This window comes from Burkholderia sp. SIMBA_062, from assembly GCF_046534765.1.
GTDB classification, from domain to species: domain Bacteria; phylum Pseudomonadota; class Gammaproteobacteria; order Burkholderiales; family Burkholderiaceae; genus Burkholderia; species Burkholderia ambifaria.
Genome location: NZ_JAWRYD010000044.1, coordinates 1 through 20495 on the forward strand (window position 1 = coordinate 1; position 20495 = coordinate 20495).

The window sequence follows — 20495 nt, forward strand, 5'->3', positions numbered from 1 at the left end:
CAGGCAACTCGGAAATACCGCTGACGTGCCTGCATTAACTTAAACCAACCAGCCTCCACGATTCCCGGTGCGGTTCATCATGATCAATTCGGCGAACAACATCTGGGTTGAGGAGCGGGGCGTGATGCGCCGGCTCGACATCGAGTTCAACCCGATGACACTGACGGGTGCCATCCACTCGCTCGCGGCCTCGGTTGAGAAGTCGGCGCAGGCCGGTACGGCCCAGGGGATTATCAACGGCGGCCACAAGAACCTCCGGATCGCGACGGTCATGAAGCCCACGGCGATCGACGGCGACGCGCTCGCGATCCGTCGGCACCGCGAGACCAATCTGTCGATCAATGATTACGCGCGGATGGGCGCGTTCTCCCTGGTCCACGCAAAGCGGAATGTCGATCGACCGATCTTCCCACCCGGCGTCGCGGACGAAGCGCTCGCCGAGGCGTTCACCGCGATGGTCCAACAGCGCGCCAACGTACTCGTCGCCGGCGGAACCTCAACCGGCAAGACGACGTTCCTGAACGCGCTGAATGGGCTTATTCCTCGCGAGGAGCGGGTCATCACGATCGAGGACACGATGGAGTTGAAGGTCGACCTTCCGAACCGAGTCCGATTGCTGTCGAACCCTGACAAGGGCGTGACGACGCAGATCCTAGTGGCGCTGTGCCTGCGGTTCCGCCCCGACCGAATCATCGTCGGTGAAGTGCGCGGCGGCGAAGCGTATGACTTCATCCAGGCGCTGAGCACCGGCCACGACGGCGGAATGGGTTCGATTCACTCGAATGATGCGCGCGGAGGACTGACCCGCCTTGAGAGCCTCGCGATGTTGGGTATCCCGCCCGGCAGCCGCTGGGAGCTCGCCGACATGCGCAAGGCAATCGCCGAATGCTTCCACTACGTCATCCATCTTCGACGCACGGGCGAGCTCCGTCACGTGTCGGAGGTGCTGGCGATCAAAGGGTTCAAAGACGGGGACTATGTCCTCGAACGCGTTTTCTAACCACACGGGGTTTATCGATGAAGAAGCACATTCAAACGTTCTGTTCGCTGGTCCGGAAAAAGGTTCTGGATACCAGTCACTATCTGTTCGGACGGGGCCAGCGGCTCTCGACTCTTACCGCACTACTCCTGACGTTCGCCGCGCCGGCCGCGAAGGCGGTCGATCTCGGGGATCTGGGCAACGCGTCCAACTTCATCTGTTTGATTCAGGCTTACGTCAGTGGCCCGTGGCTGTACGGAATCGGCATCGTACTGATCATCGTTGGCGCGGTCATGATCTCGAACTCTGAAAGCAACTTCGGGAAGTTCCTCTCGACCATCGTTGTTGGTTTGGGCGTCGCTTCGTGTGCGATCCCGATCGTTAAAAACCAGTTGAAGATCAACTACACCTGTGCGTGAGCCGAAAAAAGTCAGCCGGTCGCTTTCGATGCCGCGCCAGATGGGGGGCGCCGATCGCGGCCTCGCGATTGCCAACGGCACACTGACGACCCTGCTCTGCTACAGCAGCATGTCGCCGCTCTATCTGGTCATCGGCGTCGTCGTGCACTGGGTTCTGCGCTGGCTGTCTTCGAGCGATCCGTGGTGGAAGGAAGTGCTGGTCGTCTACAACCGGTATCCCGACGTGCACGAGCCGTTGCCAACCGCCGATTTCGCTGCCCGATTTCGGCGCCCGTATGGATTTGATCAGGAGCTCCCTCTGTGAGTGCGAACCCGAAACGTCGAGCGATTCAGGAGATCGCGCCGTGGGCCACGATGGTGACCCCCGAAGTCATTCTGGACAAGGACGGGTCGCTGCTAACGCTGTACACGTTCGAAGGCGTGGACGCGGATAGCCCAAACTCCGACGAAATCTCGGCGGCGCGTGACAACCTCGATCACGCCTGCAAGAATTTTGATCACCGAATCACGGCGTGGTGGCGCATGTCGCATCGACGTGTCCGGGGCGAGATCGGCGGCCAGTTCGCGTCGGCGATGGATCAGCGTGTTGACGCGATCAACCAACGGAGCGTAGGGAGCGGAAAGTACTTCCGCAACACGCACTCGCTCGCGCTCGCATATACGCCCGAGACAGGGATCAACAAGCTGTTCGAGAAGGTCGCCTATCACATCACCGTGGGTGGCAAATCGGTCCCGGTTGCGTTGCTGGAGACCATCAAGGATATGGTGTTTGCGCGCAGCGCATTCGTGTTCGACATGGAGCGAATCTCGTCGGATATCAAGCGCTTCGAAGGGATTCTGGACGCCTTCAAAGGCGGTGTAGCGCGCCTCAAGATGAAGCGGCTCCAACTGCAGAACGCGCTTGCATTCCTTCATCAGATCGCCAATCCGTCGGTTCCTCCGCGTCGCGTGCGCTACCCCGTGACGATGCTCGATACGCATCTGACGGAAAGCTTCGTGACATACGGCGCCGAGCACATCATGTTCGAATCCGCCTATGGGACACGGTACGCGAAGATCATCTCGGTGAAAGAGTGGATGGGGTTCCAGGAGGCCGCGCTCGACGTCCTCGCCGACGTCGACGCCGAGTTTGACGTATGCGTCATGTTTCGATTCCTGTCGACAAGCAAAGCGCAGGCGTACATCGAGAAGATGCGCAAGTTCTACAAAGTTGCGACGTTCAGCCCAGTCAAGATCCTGAAGAGCTTTTTCTCGAAGGACGAGAAGAAGGAAAGCATGGAGAACGAGAGAGGGCGCGAGATCCTTGCCGAAGAAGCGGAAACCGCGCTTGCTCGCCTGATCGCTGACGGGCAACAGTACGGCTTCGTCAACATCTCGGTAGTGGTCTATGGGGACACGATCGACGAGTGCGACGACAACGCACGCGAGATTGTCGGCCGCATCGGAAATGCTGGTTTCGGGGTGTTGATCGAGAAGCGGAACCTGCCGGCAGCGTGGGCCTCGACGCTGCCTGGTCGATGGGATCAGCAAAAGCGACTGCAGTTCGTTGAGACACCCGTGGTCTCGGACATTGCGCCGGTCCGCGGCGTTGCGGAAGGCAGCGACGTCAACCAATGGCTCACCCAGCAGCTCGGGCGAAAGGTCGGCCCGCTCACGCTGCTTCCCACCCGCCACCGAACGTTGCAGCGCATCACGTTGCACGATCCGAGCGGGAAATCGCATACGCTGATCGTGGGCCCGATCGGCGCCGGCAAAACAATCTTTCTCAACTTTCTCGTTTCGCAAACCGGACGCTTCGCCCCGCGTCGAATCAAGTTCGACAAGAATCGCTCGACACGCATCCCCACCGTGTTCGCCGACGGCAAGTTCGTCGATGCAACGGGTAAATTCGCTGCCGCGACGCAGGTCAATCCGCTGTCGTTGTTGGTCGACCCGCGGCACTACACCTACGTGTCGGACTGGGTCCAGATGGCAATCGAGGGCGATGGCGAGGATTTCCGATGCACCCCTCAGCAGCAGCGGACGATCTACGAACGGGTTGTCACGCTCGCGCAAGGCTATGGCCCGGAGTTTTGGACGCTCTCGTTCCTGGCTACGCTGTTGCCGATTGAACTGCGCGAGCGCCTTCAGATTTGGACGAAGGGCGAGAAGAACGGGCGATTCTTCGATCACGTCGAAGACGCGTTCTCGCTGTCCGACGACCTGGCGATCGAAATGGGCGAGCTGTTCGAAAGCTATCCGGTTGCGGCCGCACTGTTCATGGATTACGCGTTCTACCGCATCTCGCAATGGCTGGATGGCAAGCGCGTCACGATCATCGAGGTCGAGGAGTGCGGCTTCTTCTTCCGGTATCCGCGCTTCTATGCGCGCCTGGAGATGTGGGCCGTGACGATTCGCGGGCTGAACGGGACGCTCGTCATGGCGACTCAATCGCTGAGCCAGCTCGAGCGTGTGCCGAACTTCGAGATCTTGAAGGAGAACATCCAGAATTTCTTCTTCCTGCCGAACCGCGACGCGCGCAACAACAAGCGTCTCTATCGCGATGTTTTCGGGCTGACCGACGACCAGATCGACATGATCAGCGATGGCATCCCGAACCGGGATTACCTGTGGGTCACGCCCGATCATTCACGGATGCTTCAGGCGAAGTTTCCGAAAGAAGCACTCGCGATCTTGCGCGCGGATGGTGCGGCGCAGCGCACGCTCGACAAGCATCTCGCAACCGGCTCGCCGACCTGGCGCGAGGACTATCTGCAAGAAATGGCGACCGTCGACTGACAGGAACACGATGAAGATCACTTCGACCTCTACCCGGCACGCGCTGTACCGCGACCTCTTCGGCCTCACTGGGGACGAAATCGGCAGGATCGCCATCGCGACGCCTGTTCGCGTTCGCTTGCCGGCGAGCCCGGGCGAATCGGCCCGCTCGTTGTTGAGGCCGCAACAAGGCGTAACCACGACGCCGTGCGCTGACCGTACGGCACTTCGTATCCTCGACTGAAAGGCCCAACGATGAAACTCCTGACGACTCTTCGCGCCGCGGGCTTCGCGGCCTCGATGTTAGTAACGCAACACGCGTCTGCTCAGTTGACGGTGTTCGACCCGACGAATTTTGCGCAGAACGTGATCACGGCGGCCAAGGCGGTGAAGGGCGAGATCTATCAGAACACCAACATTCTCTATCAGTACCAGATGATGGTGAATGATCTGCTGCAGGCCCAGAACCTGAATCCGGCTGCGTGGAAGGCAGCGTACGACCAGATTGCGGGTGACATCAACAAGGTCAAGGGTCTCGTGGGAACCCTGCAGGGGCTCTACGGGGACCTGCAGAAGGGCGGTGAATGGGTCACGCAGGTGCAGGGGTTGATTAGCAGATCGGGCAAGTCGAACGCGCAGTGGTTCTCCGATATGAACACGTTGTTCCAGCAGAACGATAAGGTCGCGCGGAACTTGTTTCAGATGGGCTCCAACATCATGCAGCACACATCCGAGATGGCGCAACGCCGACAGGAACTGCAATCGCAGCTGTCTATGTCACCGACGCAGCAGGCGACGGCCGAGATCACGACGCACTACCTCGACATCGTGACGAGCCAGAACTCGGACATCCTCCAGCTCAACGCGGCGAAAGCCCAGAAGGACGCCCAGAAGGACGCGCAACAGGCGGAAGACGACAAGGAAAAGGCCGCGGACGCCGAGAAGTTCATTTCCAAGCAACAGGCTGAACGAGCCGCCTACGGGGTCACGACGCAATGAAGCGTGGGATGGTGCGTTCGTGGTTTGTCTGTGGTCTGCTGCTCGCCGTGCTCGTGCTGCCGACGGTAGCAAGGGCCGAGTTGCAGGATTCGCTGACTCAGCTGGGGACAACCGGCTGGAGTTCGAGCTACGTGGTGGGCGAGGTCGCGAAGGGCGCGATGGCCGCAATCGAAGAGATCACAAAGCTGATGAAGGATCTCATCGATCTCGCGGTGACGCTCAGTAAGTCGCTCGACAAGGATTCGGACAAGATGGCGGGAGGCCTCGCAGTCATCACCATTATCGTGGCCTTTCTCCGTTTCGCGGCAACGAAGGACCCGATCGCGGCCTGGGGAAGCGTGTTTGAAGACCTTGCCATTCTCGGGATCTTCGCGTCCGTCTATCTTGCCTACGCTTCGTGGGCACCGGGGTTCTACAAGTGGTTCAACGACATGGCGATCGCGGTCTCCGGCACCGACGCGCAATCTCTGCCGATGGCGATGGTGAAGTCGGCGGGGGCGATATTCGACGCAATCAACGAAGCGCTGAAGGCGGAGCACTGGTGGAACTACGTCGCCTTGGTCATCAACCTCATTCCGTTGCTGGCAGCGTGGTTCATTTTGATGGTCGCGTCGCTGGTGTTTCTGTTCTACATCTCGCTCGGCACGATTCAGATGGCAGTTGCAATTGTGATGGGGAAAATCGCGTTCGCGCTCGGCATGTCGGAGTTTACGCGGGGATATTTCAAGAGTTGGCTCGATTTCACGATCGGCGCGGGCATGTACATGGTTGTCGCCGCGATTCTCCAACGGCTGATGACCACCACGCTTGCGACGACATTCGGGAACACGATCTCGAAGGGGCTGACGACGCCGTACTCGGGCTCATTGACGCTTGATCTTTCGATCTTCGTGCTGATCCTCGCTTTCGAGATTCCGAAGTTCGCCTCGATGTTCGGTGGCGGCGCCAACGCAAGCGGTGCGGCGTTCAAGAGCCTGACGAAGCTCGCGACGAAGGGCATGGTTTGATGAGCGATGCCCGACTTTTTGCACCGGTCGATCCGGCGGAGCTTGTGATCCGCAACGAGCGCCGTATCGAGCTGATCGCGCAATGCGCGAACGAGGCGTCGCGCGCGGAGTTCGATCGGAAGTGGATAGTGCTGATCCGGCGCTGCGCGGAGTGGTTCTCATCAGTTCCGTTCGGCCCGGATCTGTACCGCGAGCCTTCTGGCGCATTCCGCTGGACGGTGGAAACGGCCTTCTATGCGATGCGACTCGCGGGCGGGCTGAAGTTCGGTACGAATCTGACGTCGGAGCGCCGCCGGCGTATCGAGCCGCAGTACAACTTCGGGGTGTTTCTTGCCGCGATCTGTTCGGGGTTGGACGAGCCATACCGGCATTTCGAGGTGAAGCGAGCGTCGGACTGCCAGATTTGGAACCCGTCTGTCCACGGCGCCGTAGGGCCGTGGCTCTCGGGCGCGAGCTATCGCGTCGCGCGGCGGGCGACGGCGCTACCGGTGGAACGGATGCGTACGGGCATGTTGGCGCATGCGTTAGTCGGCACGGAATTGCTGTCCGGTCTTGATGCCGAGGTACAGGCCGAGATTTTTGGCGCGATCAATCCGACGCAGAGCCCGATCGGCGGTGTGGAATCGCTAACGCACAAGGTCGTGCGGCAGGCCATCGCGACGGCTGCAGAGTTCGACCGGAAGGCGCAACGGGCGGTGTTTGAGCCCGTGACGTTTGCGGTCCCGTCGGCGATCCATGTCGCCGCCGAACTAGAACCGAAAGTCGAGTCGGCGCCGCCGGCGGCCGCACCTGCGCCTGCGCCGGCGCCGGTACCGGCATCGGCACCGGCATCGGCACCGGCACGGGCACCGGCACCGGCATCGGCACCGGCCGAGCGTGTGACAGCGGACCCCTCGGCGGCGGCCGCCGCTGCCAGAGGTAGTGCTCCGATCGGCCCGGCATTGCCGCTCGCGGCCGACTCGGACGGCGCGAATTTGCGCACAGCGGCGGCGCCGGCAGTTCAGGTAGCACCGAAGGGCATGGATGAGCGGCAGATGGCGCTCGAGCTTCCGCCGCTGGCAGCGCCAGTCAACCCGGCAGAGATTCGACGAGATCCGGTGGCGGCGCCTGCTACGCCCGCAGCGGATCGCTTCGAAGAGATCCTGAAAGGCGCTCCGCGGATGATTTCCGACTTCTTCGCGGCGCTGCAGCAGGACGTCGCGAGCGGAAAAGCCAAGGTTCGGTGGGCTGAAAAAGGGCTCGTGGTGTCAAAGCGCACGATCGGCAGTTATGGCGTGGCGAGCGACACGCTGATCGACCATATGCGTCGACGCAACCTGCTTCTGGCCAACGAACCTGCGGAGGTCACGCTGGCGCCGCGTATCGGAGAACTGATCCAGGAGCGTGCCGAATGAGGGGCTACATCAACCACTTTCGGCCGATCTACGAGGTCCGCGGGGCATTCGGTTGGCTGATTGCACTCGTCGCCTTGCCGCTTTCGGGCATGCCGTACGGCTGGGCCTTCACTCTGTTCGCGCTCACGCTGTTTGCCTTTCGGGCGGGGCAGGTGTGGCGTGCGCTGAAGTTTCGGATGGGACTGTCGACGAAATGGCTGACCACGCTTGCCGTGCCCACGTTGCTCGCGATCCAGAACCGCATGCGGGTCGAGGTGAATGCGATGTATCTCGGCACCGGGTTCGAATGGACGCAAAAGCACTGTCAGATGGCCCATGACATTCTGCGGATGCCGACCACCGAGATTCCCGGGCTGCCGAAGTGGTTGCCCAAGACGAAGGCCGGGCGCGCGTTCGAGGAAATGATCGAGAACCTATTTGCGCCGAAGGACAGTATCCGGGACCGGACGCCGCAGGGCGCTTCGTGGATACACGGTCTGGAGCCGGCGAAAGGCCACGTGCCGTTCCACTACAAGGCAATGGGCGGCCATACGGCAGTCGGCGGCACGACGGGCTCCGGCAAGACGCGGACGTACGAAGTGATCTCGACGCAGGTCATCCACTGCGGCGACGTGCTGATCGACATCGATCCGAAGAACGACAAGGAGTGGAAGGCCCGGGCCGAGCGCGAAGCGAAGCGTACCGGCCGGAAGTTTCTTTATTTCAATCAGGCCAAGCCGTCCGAGTCGATCCGGCTCGAACCTCTCGATAGCTGGTCTCAGCCCTCCGAGATTCCGAGCCGCATCGCGCAGCTGATGGAGGAAGGGCCATTCCGGGATTTCGCGTATCTGTTCATTAGCCGATCGGTGAACGGCGAACTGTACATCGGCGACAAGCCGAACTTGCGCTCGATCCTGAAGTACGCGCAGCTCGGGATCGATCCGCTCCTCGAGAAGGCACTCAAGCGCTTCTTCATCGAAAGCGGACTGACCGACTGGGATGAGCTGGTCACGGCCGACACGATCAAGATCGCGAACAAGCCGGGATCGACGCGCGTCGACGCGATGATCTCGCTCTACCAAGCCCGGTTCGGTGCGATCGATCGGGGCCACGAAGCAATCGACGGCCTGATTGCGACGCATGTGCACGACCGCGAGCACTACATGCGGATCATCGCGTCGGCACTCCCGCTGCTGCAAATGCTCGCGACCGGGGAAACCGGGCTGATGCTTGCGCCCAAGGTCGACGACTTCGAGGACGAACGAGAGATCTGGACGATCGAAAAGGTCATCCGCCAGAAAGCGGTCCTTCACATCGGGCTCGACTCGCTGTCCAACAGCATTGTCGCGAAGGCCATCGCATCGATGATCCTGGCTGACGTGTCGGCGGTATGTGGTTCGATCTACAACTTCTACGACACCCCGCCTGAGGTCGTGCTGATCATCGACGAGATTGCCGAGGCGATCAACGAGCAGGTGATCCAGATCCTGAACAAGGGCCGCGGCGCCGGCTTCAAGGCGTTCGTGGCGTTCCAGACGCGTGCCGACCTCGAAGCCAAGCTTGGGAATGCCGCCAAAATGCTGCAGGTTTTGGGGAACCTGAACAACCAGATCATCTTACGCTTGGAAGACACCGACACCGCTGAGTGGTTCTCGAAGAAGGTGGGGGATACCGCGATTCGCAACCTGATCGTTTCGAGCAGTACGAGCAAGGCCAGCGAAGGCCACGTCGGCGAGTTCACCGGTTCGGTGACTCGGTCGCAGCAGCTGGAGGCAGTGCCGTTGATTCCGACGCGTCTGATACAAACACTTCCGAACCTGCAGTACTTCGTGCGGATCTCGGGCGGCGCGGTGTACCAGGGACGTATTCCAATTCTTACAGGCTAAACAACCAAGCATGTCTGCCGTATTCAAAAAAATCATTCGCGAGCACAAACTTTCCGCCCACCTGACCCCCGTGTTCACCTTCGCGCCCGAGCTCGAGCTTGTGTGTACTCGAGTCGCAGAGTTCGTTGGCGAGCACTTCATCGGGAAGGCGGAGCCGCTCGTCAAGGAGATGTTCGTCGACGGTCTTGCTGCATTCAAGCGCGTGCGCAAGACCGGTGATCCGCATGTCGCGTTCATGCAAGGCCTGTTCGGGTCGGCACACATGCTGTATGCGCGGCGCTTTGTCGTGCGCGATGGTGACCGCTGCCATGTCTGGTCACCGATGTTCGAGCCGGTGACGGTGTTCGAATCCCGGTTCAAGTTGGCACCGGAGATGGTGGACGAGCGGTGTCCGGAGAACATTAGCCAGAAATCGGCCGCGTTCCAGCTGGCTGCTCGCGCGCTGACCGGTGAGACCTTCAGACTCTACTTCGAGGAATACGATGTCGCTCACACATTTTCTGATTCGGACGCTGACGCGGCTTGACGACCACACCGTTAGCCGGGTGATCTCGACCGCGGCGGCGCAAGACGAGCCGACGGCGCAGGCTCCGGAGGAATTTCGGCGCGGCAGGAACGCGATGGCATATGCGCTAGCGACCTTCATTGGTCGGAGGCCTGTCCATTTTTACGTTGGGCTGTCGGGTCTAATTGCGTTGCCTATCTACCTGGTCGGCACGCTCGTCGGGGACTTCTATGGCTGGTAGCCGGTTCGTCGGGCACATCAAGATGTGGTTCTTTTTCGTGCCCCTGCTGTCCGTAGCACTCATGCCTGCGGCATCCGACCCGTCCCTGTTCGAGATTCCTGATGCAGAGGCCGGGTCTGTCGCGAGAAGCCTCGGCGAGGTTCGGTCAGCGGACGCCATTGAGGCTACGAACCGAACGTTCAAGCACTACTTCATCCAGACCGGCCTCGTGCAGGCGTCGATGGAATCGACGGGTGAATCTCAGATTGAGGACGGTGGGGTGGCAAATTTTGCTAGCCGATGGGTCCACAATTTCTGGCGGCTTGTATACCGGATGGTCTATCGGCTCATGGTGATGAAGTACTGGCTGCTGGGTGTACTGGTGTTCGGGATCGCAATGTTCATCGACGGTACGGTGCGCCGCAAGGTCAGGGCTGCGGCGGCCGGCTACGTCAGCCCGCTGTCATTCCACCTGGCCGGCCACGGGATTTTGCTGGTGTTCGGCGTGACTTTCACGGTGCTGATCGCGCCGGTTCCTCTCCTCGCACCATATTGGCTCGCGATCGCCGCGTGCCTGGGCGTGCTGCTCTGGAAGGCGTCGTCGTCGTATCAATGACCGCGGACAGCTGCGGCTTTCCGTATAGCTTTTTGCCTTTAGCCCCGCAACCGGTTGAGCGGCGCTTCGTCTACCGAGCCGAGAAAAGCCTATCGAAACAGACGACGTTTCCACCGGTTCGGTGCGACTAGCCGGGCCACAATGAATCATGGTCTACGGTCCTCGGAAAGCTCGACTCCCCGTAGAGCTTTCAGCCTTGCCCCCTCTCCCCCGGAGGGGGCTTTTTTTCGTCTGGCGCGGGGAGGGCGCTGCGAAAGCCGAGCGAAATCGTTCATGTTTCCGGTGCGTATCGCGGCATAGGCCCGCAAGAATAGACGCAAGCCGCACGTGCGGTTAGTCAACCAGAAAGGATCCACATGAGCACGATTAACGAAGAAGCGCACGTCGGCACCGATACCGCGGACGTGGCGCCGGACCATGCAGTTGCAAGCGAAATGCCGGGCAGCGGTGTGCAGGCAGCGATCGGCGGCCTGGCCGTGAACGATGTCCGGCAGACGACGGACGGCGCGGACGATGGAGATGTCGAGCGGGAACTCGACGAGATGGCGCGATCGGCCGGTATTCTCCAGCGAGAAGGCCTGATCAGCGCCGAGGAAGCGGTAACCAAGCTGGAAGAAGTCGCGCGCACGCGGACGCTGTTCCGGGATCTGCCGCCTGAGCAGCGCGCGCGGATCGTCCAGCGCCGTCGCGAGATCGGCCGCGAACTGATGAGCAAGCAGCTGTCCGGCGCTGCTGTCGTGACCGCTCGGGTCACGATGAAGCATACGCGGCTGAAGCCGCTTTTCGAACAATGGTGGCCGTATTTGAACCGGATGACGATCAACATGCAGCGCTTCGGCCGCGCGACCTACGGCGCGAACGAGCAGGGAATCGTCAGCACGTGGTTCGAGAAGCAGCTGGACCAGCTCGAAGGGTACGTGAACGAGCAGCTCGACGTGGCAAAGGGCTTTCGGGAAAAGACGGAAACGGAGATGCGCGCGCGGGGCGAGACCGTCTTCGAGCCCACCGTGACGAAGCCCTCGCTCGATATCGAGGTCGAAGCATACTCACGGTTCTCGATGCGCCTGCTTTCCGTGATCCTGAAATTTGACCAGGTGATGGATCACTTCGACTTCCTCGTCTGGAACGGCATTCGGGACCAGTCCGACGTCGACGACGAAACCGCGCGCTTCCTGCGCAAGTTCCATCCGGTCGGCCTGCGCGGCTACACGACCCACCTGAAACTGATGAACACCGTTCGCGGTAACTGATCAGGAAGGCCGGCGCCATGCTCGACGAGTTGAATCCGCAACAGCGCGAGGTGGCACTTCTGCGCCGCCACTGCCTCGCGATCGCGTGCCCGGGCGCGGGCAAGACCAAGATGAGTGCCGCGAAGGCCGCCTGGCGGCTGCAGGACCCGACCGCGATGGTGGGTGCCGTGACCTTCAGCAAGGACGCGGCCGTCGAGCTGCGCGAGCGCATCCTTGCGCTTGCGCCGCCCGATGCCAAGCGCCGCCTGATCGCCGGCACCTTCCACTCGCTCGCATACAAACAGCTTCAGCAGCCCGGTCGCGGCCGGCCGGACATTGCTTCGGACGGGGATCGTCTGGGAATGCTCGGACGGGTCCTCGCGGAGCTGGGATACGACTGGAAGGTCGAGGAGGCTGTGCCGATCGTCGAGCGGATCAAGACGAACTTTGGCCGGGCCGATGAGGGTTCGGCCGAGGCCACGCTCTACGCCGCCTACCAGGACGCGCTGGAACGCAATGGCAAGATCGACTTCCAGGATATGTTGCGCCTCGCCGTCGAGCGGATGCAGAGCGGGGACATAAAACCCTATCGGTTCACCGACCTGCTCGTCGACGAGTTTCAGGATACAGACCCCCTGCAGTTCGGTTGGGTAGAGCTGCACGCGCGTGCTGGCACACACGTCACGGTGGTCGGTGACGACGACCAGAGCATTTACGGATTCCGGGCCGCTCTGGGTTTCCGGGGCATGGAGAGCTTCGCGAGCACGTTTGAGGCCCAACGCGTGGTGCTCGGGAGCAACTATCGCTGCCGTGCGGAGATCCTGGCGGCCGCGGATCGAGTGATCCAGAACAACATCGACCGGATGCCGAAGGTCCTCCATGCGGCGCGCGGCGCCGGCGGCGTGGTCGCGGCGCGTCGGTTCGACGACGAGTATGGCGACGCGGTGGCCGCGGTTGAAGCGCTTCAGCCGAAACTGTCTGCTGGCGCGAGCTGCGCAATTCTCGCCCGTACCAACCGGATCCTCGATCCGATCGAATCCGTGTGTCGATCACACGGCGTGCCGTACTATCGGGCGTCGGGCGGGTCCGTGCTCAACAAGCCGCAGGCCGCGCTGATGTGCAATCTGCTGCAGGTTGTTGAAGGTCACAAGCAGAACGGTATCGACGCCGTCTTGGGGTACATGGGCATGAGTTCCTACGACCTCGGCGCGTTGCACAAACGGATGGGCACGGCTTTCGTCCAGCTGCAAAAGCAGGAACTGGTCGGCCTCGGGCTGCGCGAGGAGACGGCAACTGCATACCGGGCCTTCATGAAGCGGCTGGGCGAGTGGCAGGCGCTTTGCCAGCGGTCGTTTCATTCGCTCGCTCTAGAAGGAGTCTACGAGTGGATGATGACGTATGCCAAGGGCGACGTGGCGATCCGGGCGATCCAGTGCATCTACGACGTGGTGAGCCGCCTGAACGGATCGTTTACTGAGCGCATTGAGTTTTTGAAGCGGGACAACAATAAGCCGGGCGACGGCGTCCTGGTGCTGACGACGATGCACAGCTCGAAGGGGCTGGAGTACGACCACGTCTGGATCAGCCGATCGGAGGAGGGTGTGGTGCCGGACGATAAGAGCTCGGAGTCCGAGGAGCGGCGCCTGTTCTACGTCGCTATGACGCGGGCTCGCGATAGTCTCACCATTTCGTCGATCAAGAAGAATGCGGTGTCGCGGTTTGTGATCGAGTCCGGAATTGAACAGAAATCGGCCGCGTGAGGCGGCCGAATACGGGCAGAATGGAGAACCGTCAGTCGCCCCTAAATACCGACGCCAAAACGCTGGCCAATGCACCGAGAAATGCGATGCAAGCGCCGGTATAAAAGAGGCGCGCAGGAAGAATCGAAGCCAAGTGCGAGTCACTTTGGCTGATCATCACACCGGTTACACCCAGCCCCACGGCGCACGCCAGAAGCAGAAGTGTGAGGAAAAGCGAGGGTTTCATTTAGGATTCTCTGGTAGTTCGATTTGGTTTATCGGGTCGGCTGGACGTCGTATTGGCCGTGGTCGGCGAGATCGACGTCACTTCTTGCGGACCCCGCGAGCGCCGCACGCGAAAGGCGAGTTTGAAAGCGAAGATTTCGAGGCAATTCGCGATCACAGTTCCGATCTGGAGTACCAGGGACGCGAGGCTCAGATCGGTAACGAGACCGGAAATATAGAGAATTCCCCATTCGGCGAAATTGAGATCATCGAATCGGATCGGAAGAAAGCTCCATTCTCGCGTCCATATGCTAGAAATGGCACGCATCGCAAAGTATGAGGCAGTTCGGAGATAGTAGGCCATTCGCGAATTCTCGTCGCCCTGGAAAAACGGCACGAGATTCCATAGGATGTAGCCGGCAAACATCAGAACGGGGATCGACCACACGCATGCAACGGCGAACGACGTGATGCGGCGGAGCTGACGCGAGCTCTTCATTGAGCCGCCGCAGTCGATTCGAGGCGTTCCGGTGCCGCTTCACGCTCCGTCGGCGCAGCCTCGATGACAAGCTCCCGCTGCACTCGCTTGAGTTGACCATCGAGCGCAGCGTGCGGGCCGAGCCGGATGGTGCCGCAGTAGAACACGTTGCCGTTCACCCTGCCGTTGATCTCGAGGGTTTCGCGCGCGTGGACGTCGCCCTCTACGGTGCCGTCGATGCGAACGAGCTCGCCCTGTACCTGTCCTTTTACGATGCCACCGGTGCCGATGTGCAGCAGACCGGCGGTTGAGATGATGTCGCCGTTTGCGATGGCGAAGACGCTCAAGCCGTGATCGAGAATCATGGTGCCTTCGACGACCAGACCGGCCGCAAGGATCGTCACATTGATCGGTCGCGCTTTCATAGGGGCTCTCAGAACAGGGGGACGTCGCCAGCCTTGGCAGGCGTTCCGGATTTTGTGGTGTGCTCGGGCTTCGCCGCTTCGATCCGTGTCGCCGGAGCGGACGCCTCGGTGCCGGCCGTGTCCTGGCGCTGACGAGCGGGTGCGTGGTGGGCCCGACGCGGTACGGCCCTCGGCTGCGCGGCTGGCTGGACAGTCGGCGCGGATGCAGCAGGCGCTGCTGCGGCTGCGGGGACGGCCTGAGCCGGCGCGGGTGGAACGGGTGGTTGGCCAGCAGCTGGACCGGCAGCGGCATGGGCCACGCGAATCGGGGATGCAGCAGCCTTTGCCGGATCGGGCGGGGCGGCAGACGTTGATTGCTTCGTAAGTGCCGGCGAACCGAGGGCCTCCGACGCGCGGAACGCGTCGGCATCGACGCGGCGCTGGCTGGCCGCGGCACGCTCGGCCGGCTCGTCGAAGTCGGCGCTGGTGAGCGGCGGCTTCGATCCGTTCGGTGTCGAGGGCGCACCGACGTGTACAGGCGTGGTACCAGTGAGCTGCGACGTCGCCGGATCGATGTGTGCGGAGGCTTGCGGCGCATGAAGGGAGCGCCAGAGCTTCGCGGTACACACTCCTGCGACGGCGGCGCCCAGCGCCAGAGCGACGACGATGGCAGCCGGCCGGCCGATCCGCCTGCCAGTCGACACGAGTCGCGCGGACACCAGCGCTCGTGGCGATTCACGCCGGTCGGGGGCCGGGAGCGCTCGCATATGGCTATTGATGTCGATGACGACAGGTTGCGACGAGTATTGGGCGTGCAACGCCTGGATCTCTCGAATGTCCAAAATGTGCTCCGTGGTTGATCGAGACCTCGCAACGTCGTTCGAACGCGCGGCAGGCTCAGGACGAGCTTATTCACCGGACGACAATGTCAAGGTCCGGCCTAGTTGCAGGATCGATGAGTTAGTCGCGAACGGTCCCGTCGCCGTCGTACCGGTCGTTATCCGGAATGCACACGGTTCTGACGTGCAGAATCCGCCCCTCGGCGTTTTTGAGGATGTTGGCGCGGTCCTGCGGCGTGATCTTTTCGGCGAGCTGCGCCTCCATCGACGCCGTAAACAGGCGGTCGTACTGGGTCAGGCACCGCACCAGCAGACCGGCGAGCGGCCGCGTCACTTTCAGTTCGATCTGTTCGTACGGGAACGTCAGGGAGCGCGCGTTGTGTCGTTCGACCCAAGCCGTCGCTTTTCGCATCCAGTCAGCGGTGTCTCTCAGCGCGGTTTCGAGCGCCCGGACCTTGCCGCCTCGGGCAACCGAGATCTTGGCTGCGCAGAAGTTGTAGTCGCTTCGAATGAACGTGCGGGCGAAGACAGAACTGTAGTGCAGGATGGTGACCGCGTCGGAATCCGGCACGATCTTGTCGATGCGGCTGTCGCTCGTCAGGCGCTGGATCGGCTTCAATCCTGTCGACGTGGCGAGGCGAACCGCCGGGTCGGCGGTTGGTGTGTCGTTTTGCGTGGGCGTGTCAGGTTGCCCGCGCCCTTCGTGCGGTGGTTCGAGAACGGCAGACATGATTTTTTCGGGTGGTCTCTCTCATTGACAATTCTGAGCGAGCCGCTCGGGGCGCGTACCGGCAAAAGCGTGGCTGTTTTCGTGAGCTTTTCGGGGATTACGGGCCGAAATAATCGCGATACTGACTCTACTTCTCGCGTCCCTGACGCATCGACCTTGACTTCGCTGGCCGAAGTCCATCTTTTGTACAAGCCGTGCCAATGGGCATGCTCCGACTGGTTGGCAACCAGTGTGGAATTCCTTTCTGATGAGCGCCTCGCCCGCGCTCCCCATTTCAGTCATGAAACTCGTTGCTGGTCGCATTCATTTGCGCCGCGACGTCGTTCGAGCCCGGACAACGGGTGTCTCTCTCCAGGCCTCTATCTGGGTAGAACGACTGTAGTCGACTGAGCCGTGAACCTGCGTCGGAATGGCACTTCCGAAAATGGGCTGTAGCGCAGCGTGACCATGCTGTGCGAGGACGACCTAACGTCCTCTATATGAGCCGACCGGCTCCCTGAGCACCACGTCCCCGGAAGGGACGTGGTGCCGGGTCATTTATCCGAATCCACGAAGCGCGTTCCTCCACCGAGGAACGCGCTTTTTTTTCGTCGTTTTTTTCTATCCCGGAGGTCCCTGTGCTTCCCAATCGTCTCAATTCCCGGATTGCCGACGTGATCAGCCAAACGATCGCGGAGGAAAGGTCGGCTACCGACACGACGTCACCCGCCTGGCGGGAGCGTTGCGAGGTAGCGCAAGTCGCGATGTTCACCGACTCCGACCGCCGGATTTTTCTGTCCAGTATCGCTCACCGCCGAGGAGAGGCGGTTGCCAACGCGCTCGAGCAATCGGCGGACGCGTTGCGCACCCAGGCGATCTTCAAACTCGCGAGGAAACTTTCATGAATGCAGTTGTCAGTATGGTCGGCGGCCCCATACGGAGCGTCGTCGAAGAGCGGACAATGCGCCCGCCCGTGATCGGGAAGATCCGGCCCGGCATCAAGGTCCTGACGTCGGCCGCCCGGGGCAATCCGGATGCGGTTGCGCTGTACGAGGAGATGGTGGCTGCCGGCGACTCGTTCGAGACGATCGGCAAGGCGATCGAATCCCGTTGTCGGCTCAAGCATGCGCTGGCGCCGCGCAACACCGATTACTTCACCTGCCGCCGCTCGGACTTCAATAACCCGGACGTGGCCGAAGAGATTCTGCGGCTCTACGGTGAGGATCGCGGGCAGGGCGTCAGGCTCTATCGCTTCCCGGTGCTGTTCGCCTTCAACGACTGGATGCAAAACATCCCGAACGAGATGGCGGCGTGGGGCGCGAGCGGTCGCAAGTACTTCTCGCAGTACGGGCCGGACGGCCTGCGGTACTGCAAGACGTACGCGAAGGTCGAGCGCGATCCGCGGGCGCAACGGGCGGCGCGCCATTTCGGCGGTCGCGATGTGATTTTCCGTCAGGATGACGCGATCCCCGATGGCATTTGCAACCCCGAGCAATGCCCGCAGTACCAAAGCCGCCAATGCAACCTCGGTGCCCAGTTCATCTTCGCCATTCCAGATATCAAGGGACTGGGTTTGATTGAACTCCCGACAAACTCGATCTACGTCCTGCAGAAAGCATACGCGGCGATGAAGACGGTTCAACTGGCTCGAGGCACGCTGACCGGCACCCGGTTCTGGATCTCGAAGCGGGAATTCGACATCACGCGGATCAACGAGGCGGGCGAGGCGGTGCGTCAACCGCAGATGCTGACCGTGCTCGATGCGGATATCGACATCGGCGCACTGCTTGACGGTGCCGAAGACGCCCCGGCGGCGATCGAAGTCGCCGGGCCACCCACACTGCCCGATTCTGGCAGCACGGTGATTCAGCTTCACCCGTCAGAGGGCGAAAGCCCCGGCATGCGCGCTGATCAGGCTGAAGCCGGCGACGGCCCGCCCGAGTCGATGGAAGAAAAGCGCCATCGCATGCAGGACCTGCTGCAGCGCCTTCGCTTCGTTGAGGAAGACCAGCGCAAGGCGTTTCGCGTCTACGGTCACTTTCGATTCGGCCGCGGCTGGACCGACCGACCAGCTGACGTCGACAAGATGGTCGCGCGGCTGACGACGGCGCTGAACGATCCGGTTTCGCTTCAACGTGAAATCGGTGCGGCGGTCGAATCGTTGCACAACGCCTAAATGACAGCCATCTCGCCGGCCCTTCGGGGCCGGCGTCCTGAGCAATTGGCACCCTAGCCGCTTCACCTACCACGAAGTGGATTTCAATTGCGTTGAGCAGTTCATGATGTACGCCAAGGCCATGCTGTTCGACGACCATGAAGTGGCCGCGAAGATTCTGGAGACGCCTTCTCCGAAGAAGCAGAAGCAGCTTGGACGGGATGTGTCTGGTTTCGACGAAGAAATTTGGCTCAGGTGTCGCGAGTCGATTGTGTTTGTGGGATGCCGAGAGAAGTTTAGGCAGAACCCGGACCAGGGACGGGTGCTTAGCGGAACAGGCTCGACGATTCTTGTTGAAGCCAGTCGGTCCGACGACATATGGGGAGCGGGGATTGGGAAATTCGACCCGCGAATCACCGACCCTACAAAGTGGCCGGGACTGAATCTGCTCGGTAACACGCTGATGAAGGTTCGTGAGGTTCTCTTCTCAACTTAATTTCCTTGTCCGCCCCTTGTCGGCGGTCATCATTTATCGGCTGCCGTGAGGCGGCCTTTTTAATTTTGGAGGCGCAAATGAAGATCGCGCACTTTTCTGACCTGCATTACTCACCAGTCAACTTCGATGAGGCGGACCGTTGTTTCAGATATGCGGTGGGCGACGCAATCTCGCAGCGAGCTGACGTTGCGGTGATCAGTGGCGATTCGACCGATCATCGACTGGACGCACATTCGCCGGCTCTCCACGCGCTCGCGCAGCAAGTGCACCGGCTGGCCGGGGAGATGCCTGTTCTCATGCTTCAGGGCACGTTCTCGCATGAACCGCCGGGCACGCTGAGCAACTTCGCGCTGATGGGCGCGCGGTATCCGGTGGCAATCGCGGACCGTCCGTGCCAGATGGCGCTTGTCGATGGGGAGTTCTGGTTCTCACCGGGACCGGTGTTCAGCGACAAAGAGTTTCGCTATGCGATCGGCAGTGGTGCCAGCACGATATTTACGTGCCTTCCGACGATGAACAAGGCAGATTTGGCGTTGCGCGTCGGCGCGTTAGCAGCGTCGACCGACCTCGCTGATTCGCTCGCCAGCTTTCTGTCTGCGGCCGGCCGGGTCAACACCTTGGCACGTGAGGCTGGCGTTCCGACCGTCGGCGTGTCCCACGGGACCGTCAATGGGTGCGAGACCGAACACGGCGTCACGATGGCAGGGTTCGATCATGAGTTCAGCCTCGGCGCGTTGTTTTCGGCGGAATGCTCGGCGTTCATGCTTGGGCATATCCACAAGGAGCAGACGTGGGAGCGCGAAGGGCGCTTGGTGGGGTACCCGGGCTCGATCGGGCGCTTCCACTACGGCGAGCTCGGCGACAAGGGCTACCTGTCGTGGGACGTGACGGCATCCGATGCACAAGCCGTACTGATCCCGACACCATCTCGCGAAATGGTATCCGTGTCGTTCGACGGCCCGCCGGACGCCATCGAGCTCGAGGCACTCGCCGCAGCATCCGTGGGGAAGTTCGTGCGCATTCGCTGGCAGATCGACGAAGAGCATAAGCAACTGGTCGACCGCAAGGCGATCGAAGCGATGTTCTCGGCGGCCGCCGGCGTGAAGCTCGAGCCGCGCGTGCTACCTGTCATGCGAAGCCGCGCGGAAGGGATCAGCACCGCGCCGACGGTCGACGCAAAGCTGACTCGCTGGTGTGAGCTGGCGGACGTCGATGCTGTTCCGCTGGTTGATCGGCTACAGCTGCTCGAGACGGGCGAGCCGGAAGCGATCGCTCAATCCATTCTGGCGCGTCTCGCTGCGACCGGAGGACCTGTAGGTGTTCAGTCTGGCCCGCCGGAAGTTGCATCGGTGCTGTCGCTGGACACATCGGCGACGGGCAGTTCGCATACTCCACCGAGTGCCGGTGAATCGGCCTGGCTCAACGACGATCTGTTCGCGGCGTAATGCCGCTAGCCGACG

General features: G+C 61.4%; 21 protein-coding genes. 17 read left to right on the top strand and 4 right to left on the bottom strand.

The genetic code is table 11. The annotated features are described in order from the left end of the window. Positions 1 to 79 precede the first annotated feature (79 nt). The 13 genes from SB786_RS31720 (at position 80) to SB786_RS31780 (ending at position 13750) form a co-directional block, all read left to right on the top strand. Positions 80 to 1000, top strand: a complete 921-nt coding sequence (locus tag SB786_RS31720; RefSeq protein WP_410730960.1) for a CpaF family protein — start codon at positions 80 to 82, stop codon at positions 998 to 1000. Between the two features lie 17 nt (positions 1001 to 1017). Further along, positions 1018 to 1398: a TrbC/VirB2 family protein gene (locus SB786_RS31725; protein ID WP_176091218.1), complete on the top strand. Its 381-nt coding sequence runs from the start codon at positions 1018 to 1020 to the stop codon at positions 1396 to 1398. Beyond that, a complete protein-coding gene (locus SB786_RS31730; protein ID WP_176091217.1) occupies positions 1391 to 1702 on the top strand; it encodes a VirB3 family type IV secretion system protein in 312 nt (103 codons plus the stop codon). Before SB786_RS31725 ends, SB786_RS31730 begins: the two co-directional genes overlap by 8 nt. Next, entirely contained in the window at positions 1699 to 4176 is a 2478-nt protein-coding gene (locus SB786_RS31735; RefSeq protein WP_410730915.1) for a VirB4 family type IV secretion system protein, read from the top strand. Before SB786_RS31730 ends, SB786_RS31735 begins: the two co-directional genes overlap by 4 nt. A 10-nt stretch (positions 4177 to 4186) precedes the next feature. Further along, the gene (locus SB786_RS31740) at positions 4187 to 4399 is read left to right on the top strand and encodes a hypothetical protein (protein WP_410730916.1); all 213 of its coding nucleotides are present in this window, start codon (positions 4187 to 4189) and stop codon (positions 4397 to 4399) included. Between the two features lie 11 nt (positions 4400 to 4410). Beyond that, positions 4411 to 5154: a DUF4141 domain-containing protein gene (locus SB786_RS31745; protein WP_176091214.1), complete on the top strand. Its 744-nt coding sequence runs from the start codon at positions 4411 to 4413 to the stop codon at positions 5152 to 5154. Between the two features lie 8 nt (positions 5155 to 5162). Continuing rightward, positions 5163 to 6161 (top strand): type IV secretion system protein, encoded by a 999-nt coding sequence (locus SB786_RS31750; RefSeq protein ID WP_410730917.1) that lies wholly within the window; start codon positions 5163 to 5165, stop codon positions 6159 to 6161. Further along, entirely contained in the window at positions 6161 to 7555 is a 1395-nt protein-coding gene (locus SB786_RS31755; protein ID WP_410730918.1) for a TraI domain-containing protein, read from the top strand. The genes SB786_RS31750 and SB786_RS31755 overlap by 1 nt, the downstream gene beginning before the upstream one ends. Beyond that, positions 7552 to 9420, top strand: a complete 1869-nt coding sequence (traD, locus tag SB786_RS31760) for a conjugative transfer system coupling protein TraD (protein ID WP_410730919.1) — start codon at positions 7552 to 7554, stop codon at positions 9418 to 9420. The genes SB786_RS31755 and traD overlap by 4 nt, the downstream gene beginning before the upstream one ends. A 10-nt stretch (positions 9421 to 9430) precedes the next feature. Then, a complete protein-coding gene (locus SB786_RS31765) occupies positions 9431 to 9946 on the top strand; it encodes a hypothetical protein (protein WP_229083827.1) in 516 nt (171 codons plus the stop codon). A 209-nt stretch (positions 9947 to 10155) separates the two neighbouring features. Then, positions 10156 to 10761, top strand: coding sequence for a DUF4400 domain-containing protein (locus tag SB786_RS31770; RefSeq protein WP_410730920.1), 606 nt, complete (start codon positions 10156 to 10158; stop codon positions 10759 to 10761). A 356-nt stretch (positions 10762 to 11117) separates the two neighbouring features. Then, the gene (locus SB786_RS31775) at positions 11118 to 12011 is read left to right on the top strand and encodes an ATPase (protein ID WP_410730921.1); all 894 of its coding nucleotides are present in this window, start codon (positions 11118 to 11120) and stop codon (positions 12009 to 12011) included. Positions 12012 to 12028: 17 nt separating this feature from the next. Then, entirely contained in the window at positions 12029 to 13750 is a 1722-nt protein-coding gene (locus SB786_RS31780; RefSeq protein WP_410730922.1) for an ATP-dependent helicase, read from the top strand. 31 nt (positions 13751 to 13781) lie between these two features. Here the strand turns inward: SB786_RS31780 and SB786_RS31785 are convergent, their stop codons facing one another. The 4 genes from SB786_RS31785 to SB786_RS31800 all read right to left on the bottom strand — a co-directional run bounded on the left by SB786_RS31785 (position 13782) and on the right by SB786_RS31800 (position 16405). After that, on the bottom strand, positions 13782 to 13976 hold the full coding sequence (locus SB786_RS31785; protein ID WP_410730923.1) for a hypothetical protein: 195 nt from the start codon (positions 13974 to 13976) through the stop codon (positions 13782 to 13784). Next, positions 13977 to 14453 carry a hypothetical protein gene (locus SB786_RS31790; RefSeq protein WP_410730924.1) on the bottom strand — a complete coding sequence of 159 codons (477 nt, stop codon included), beginning with the start codon at positions 14451 to 14453 and terminating at the stop codon, positions 13977 to 13979. Further along, entirely contained in the window at positions 14450 to 14857 is a 408-nt protein-coding gene (locus tag SB786_RS31795; RefSeq protein WP_410730925.1) for a bactofilin family protein, read from the bottom strand. The genes SB786_RS31790 and SB786_RS31795 overlap by 4 nt, the downstream gene beginning before the upstream one ends. A 939-nt stretch (positions 14858 to 15796) precedes the next feature. Further along, entirely contained in the window at positions 15797 to 16405 is a 609-nt protein-coding gene (locus SB786_RS31800) for an AcaB family transcriptional regulator (RefSeq protein ID WP_212196022.1), read from the bottom strand. A gap of 617 nt (positions 16406 to 17022) precedes the next feature. Here SB786_RS31800 and SB786_RS31805 point away from each other — a divergent pair. The 4 genes from SB786_RS31805 (at position 17023) to SB786_RS31820 (ending at position 20480) form a co-directional block, all read left to right on the top strand. Beyond that, positions 17023 to 17289, top strand: coding sequence for a hypothetical protein (locus SB786_RS31805; RefSeq protein WP_046429303.1), 267 nt, complete (start codon positions 17023 to 17025; stop codon positions 17287 to 17289). After that, complete coding sequence (locus SB786_RS31810) at positions 17286 to 18560, top strand: hypothetical protein (protein WP_410730926.1); 1275 nt, start codon at positions 17286 to 17288, stop codon at positions 18558 to 18560. The genes SB786_RS31805 and SB786_RS31810 overlap by 4 nt, the downstream gene beginning before the upstream one ends. Before the next feature lie 37 nt (positions 18561 to 18597). Then, positions 18598 to 19035, top strand: a complete 438-nt coding sequence (locus tag SB786_RS31815; RefSeq protein WP_410730961.1) for an NADAR family protein — start codon at positions 18598 to 18600, stop codon at positions 19033 to 19035. A 77-nt stretch (positions 19036 to 19112) separates the two neighbouring features. Further along, positions 19113 to 20480 carry a metallophosphoesterase family protein gene (locus SB786_RS31820; protein ID WP_410730927.1) on the top strand — a complete coding sequence of 456 codons (1368 nt, stop codon included), beginning with the start codon at positions 19113 to 19115 and terminating at the stop codon, positions 20478 to 20480. The last annotated feature ends 15 nt before the right edge of the window (positions 20481 to 20495 follow it).

Excerpts from the sequence above, each read along its gene's own strand:
- SB786_RS31770 (WP_410730920.1), top strand. The coding sequence starts at position 10,156 with ATGGCTGGTAGCCGGTTCGTCGGGCACATCAAGATGTGGTTCTTTTTC.
- SB786_RS31780 (WP_410730922.1), top strand. The coding sequence starts at position 12,029 with ATGCTCGACGAGTTGAATCCGCAACAGCGCGAGGTGGCACTTCTGCGC.
- SB786_RS31790 (WP_410730924.1), bottom strand. The coding sequence starts at position 14,453 with ATGAAGAGCTCGCGTCAGCTCCGCCGCATCACGTCGTTCGCCGTTGCA.
- traD (WP_410730919.1), top strand. The coding sequence starts at position 7,552 with ATGAGGGGCTACATCAACCACTTTCGGCCGATCTACGAGGTCCGCGGG.
- SB786_RS31775 (WP_410730921.1), top strand. The coding sequence starts at position 11,118 with ATGAGCACGATTAACGAAGAAGCGCACGTCGGCACCGATACCGCGGAC.
- SB786_RS31720 (WP_410730960.1), top strand. The coding sequence starts at position 80 with ATGATCAATTCGGCGAACAACATCTGGGTTGAGGAGCGGGGCGTGATG.
- SB786_RS31820 (WP_410730927.1), top strand. The coding sequence starts at position 19,113 with ATGAAGATCGCGCACTTTTCTGACCTGCATTACTCACCAGTCAACTTC.
- SB786_RS31745 (WP_176091214.1), top strand. The coding sequence starts at position 4,411 with ATGAAACTCCTGACGACTCTTCGCGCCGCGGGCTTCGCGGCCTCGATG.
- SB786_RS31740 (WP_410730916.1), top strand. The coding sequence starts at position 4,187 with ATGAAGATCACTTCGACCTCTACCCGGCACGCGCTGTACCGCGACCTC.
- SB786_RS31795 (WP_410730925.1), bottom strand. The coding sequence starts at position 14,857 with ATGAAAGCGCGACCGATCAATGTGACGATCCTTGCGGCCGGTCTGGTC.
- SB786_RS31800 (WP_212196022.1), bottom strand. The coding sequence starts at position 16,405 with ATGTCTGCCGTTCTCGAACCACCGCACGAAGGGCGCGGGCAACCTGAC.
- SB786_RS31785 (WP_410730923.1), bottom strand. The coding sequence starts at position 13,976 with ATGAAACCCTCGCTTTTCCTCACACTTCTGCTTCTGGCGTGCGCCGTG.
- SB786_RS31750 (WP_410730917.1), top strand. The coding sequence starts at position 5,163 with ATGGTGCGTTCGTGGTTTGTCTGTGGTCTGCTGCTCGCCGTGCTCGTG.
- SB786_RS31725 (WP_176091218.1), top strand. The coding sequence starts at position 1,018 with ATGAAGAAGCACATTCAAACGTTCTGTTCGCTGGTCCGGAAAAAGGTT.
- SB786_RS31810 (WP_410730926.1), top strand. The coding sequence starts at position 17,286 with ATGAATGCAGTTGTCAGTATGGTCGGCGGCCCCATACGGAGCGTCGTC.
- SB786_RS31755 (WP_410730918.1), top strand. The coding sequence starts at position 6,161 with ATGAGCGATGCCCGACTTTTTGCACCGGTCGATCCGGCGGAGCTTGTG.
- SB786_RS31765 (WP_229083827.1), top strand. The coding sequence starts at position 9,431 with ATGTCTGCCGTATTCAAAAAAATCATTCGCGAGCACAAACTTTCCGCC.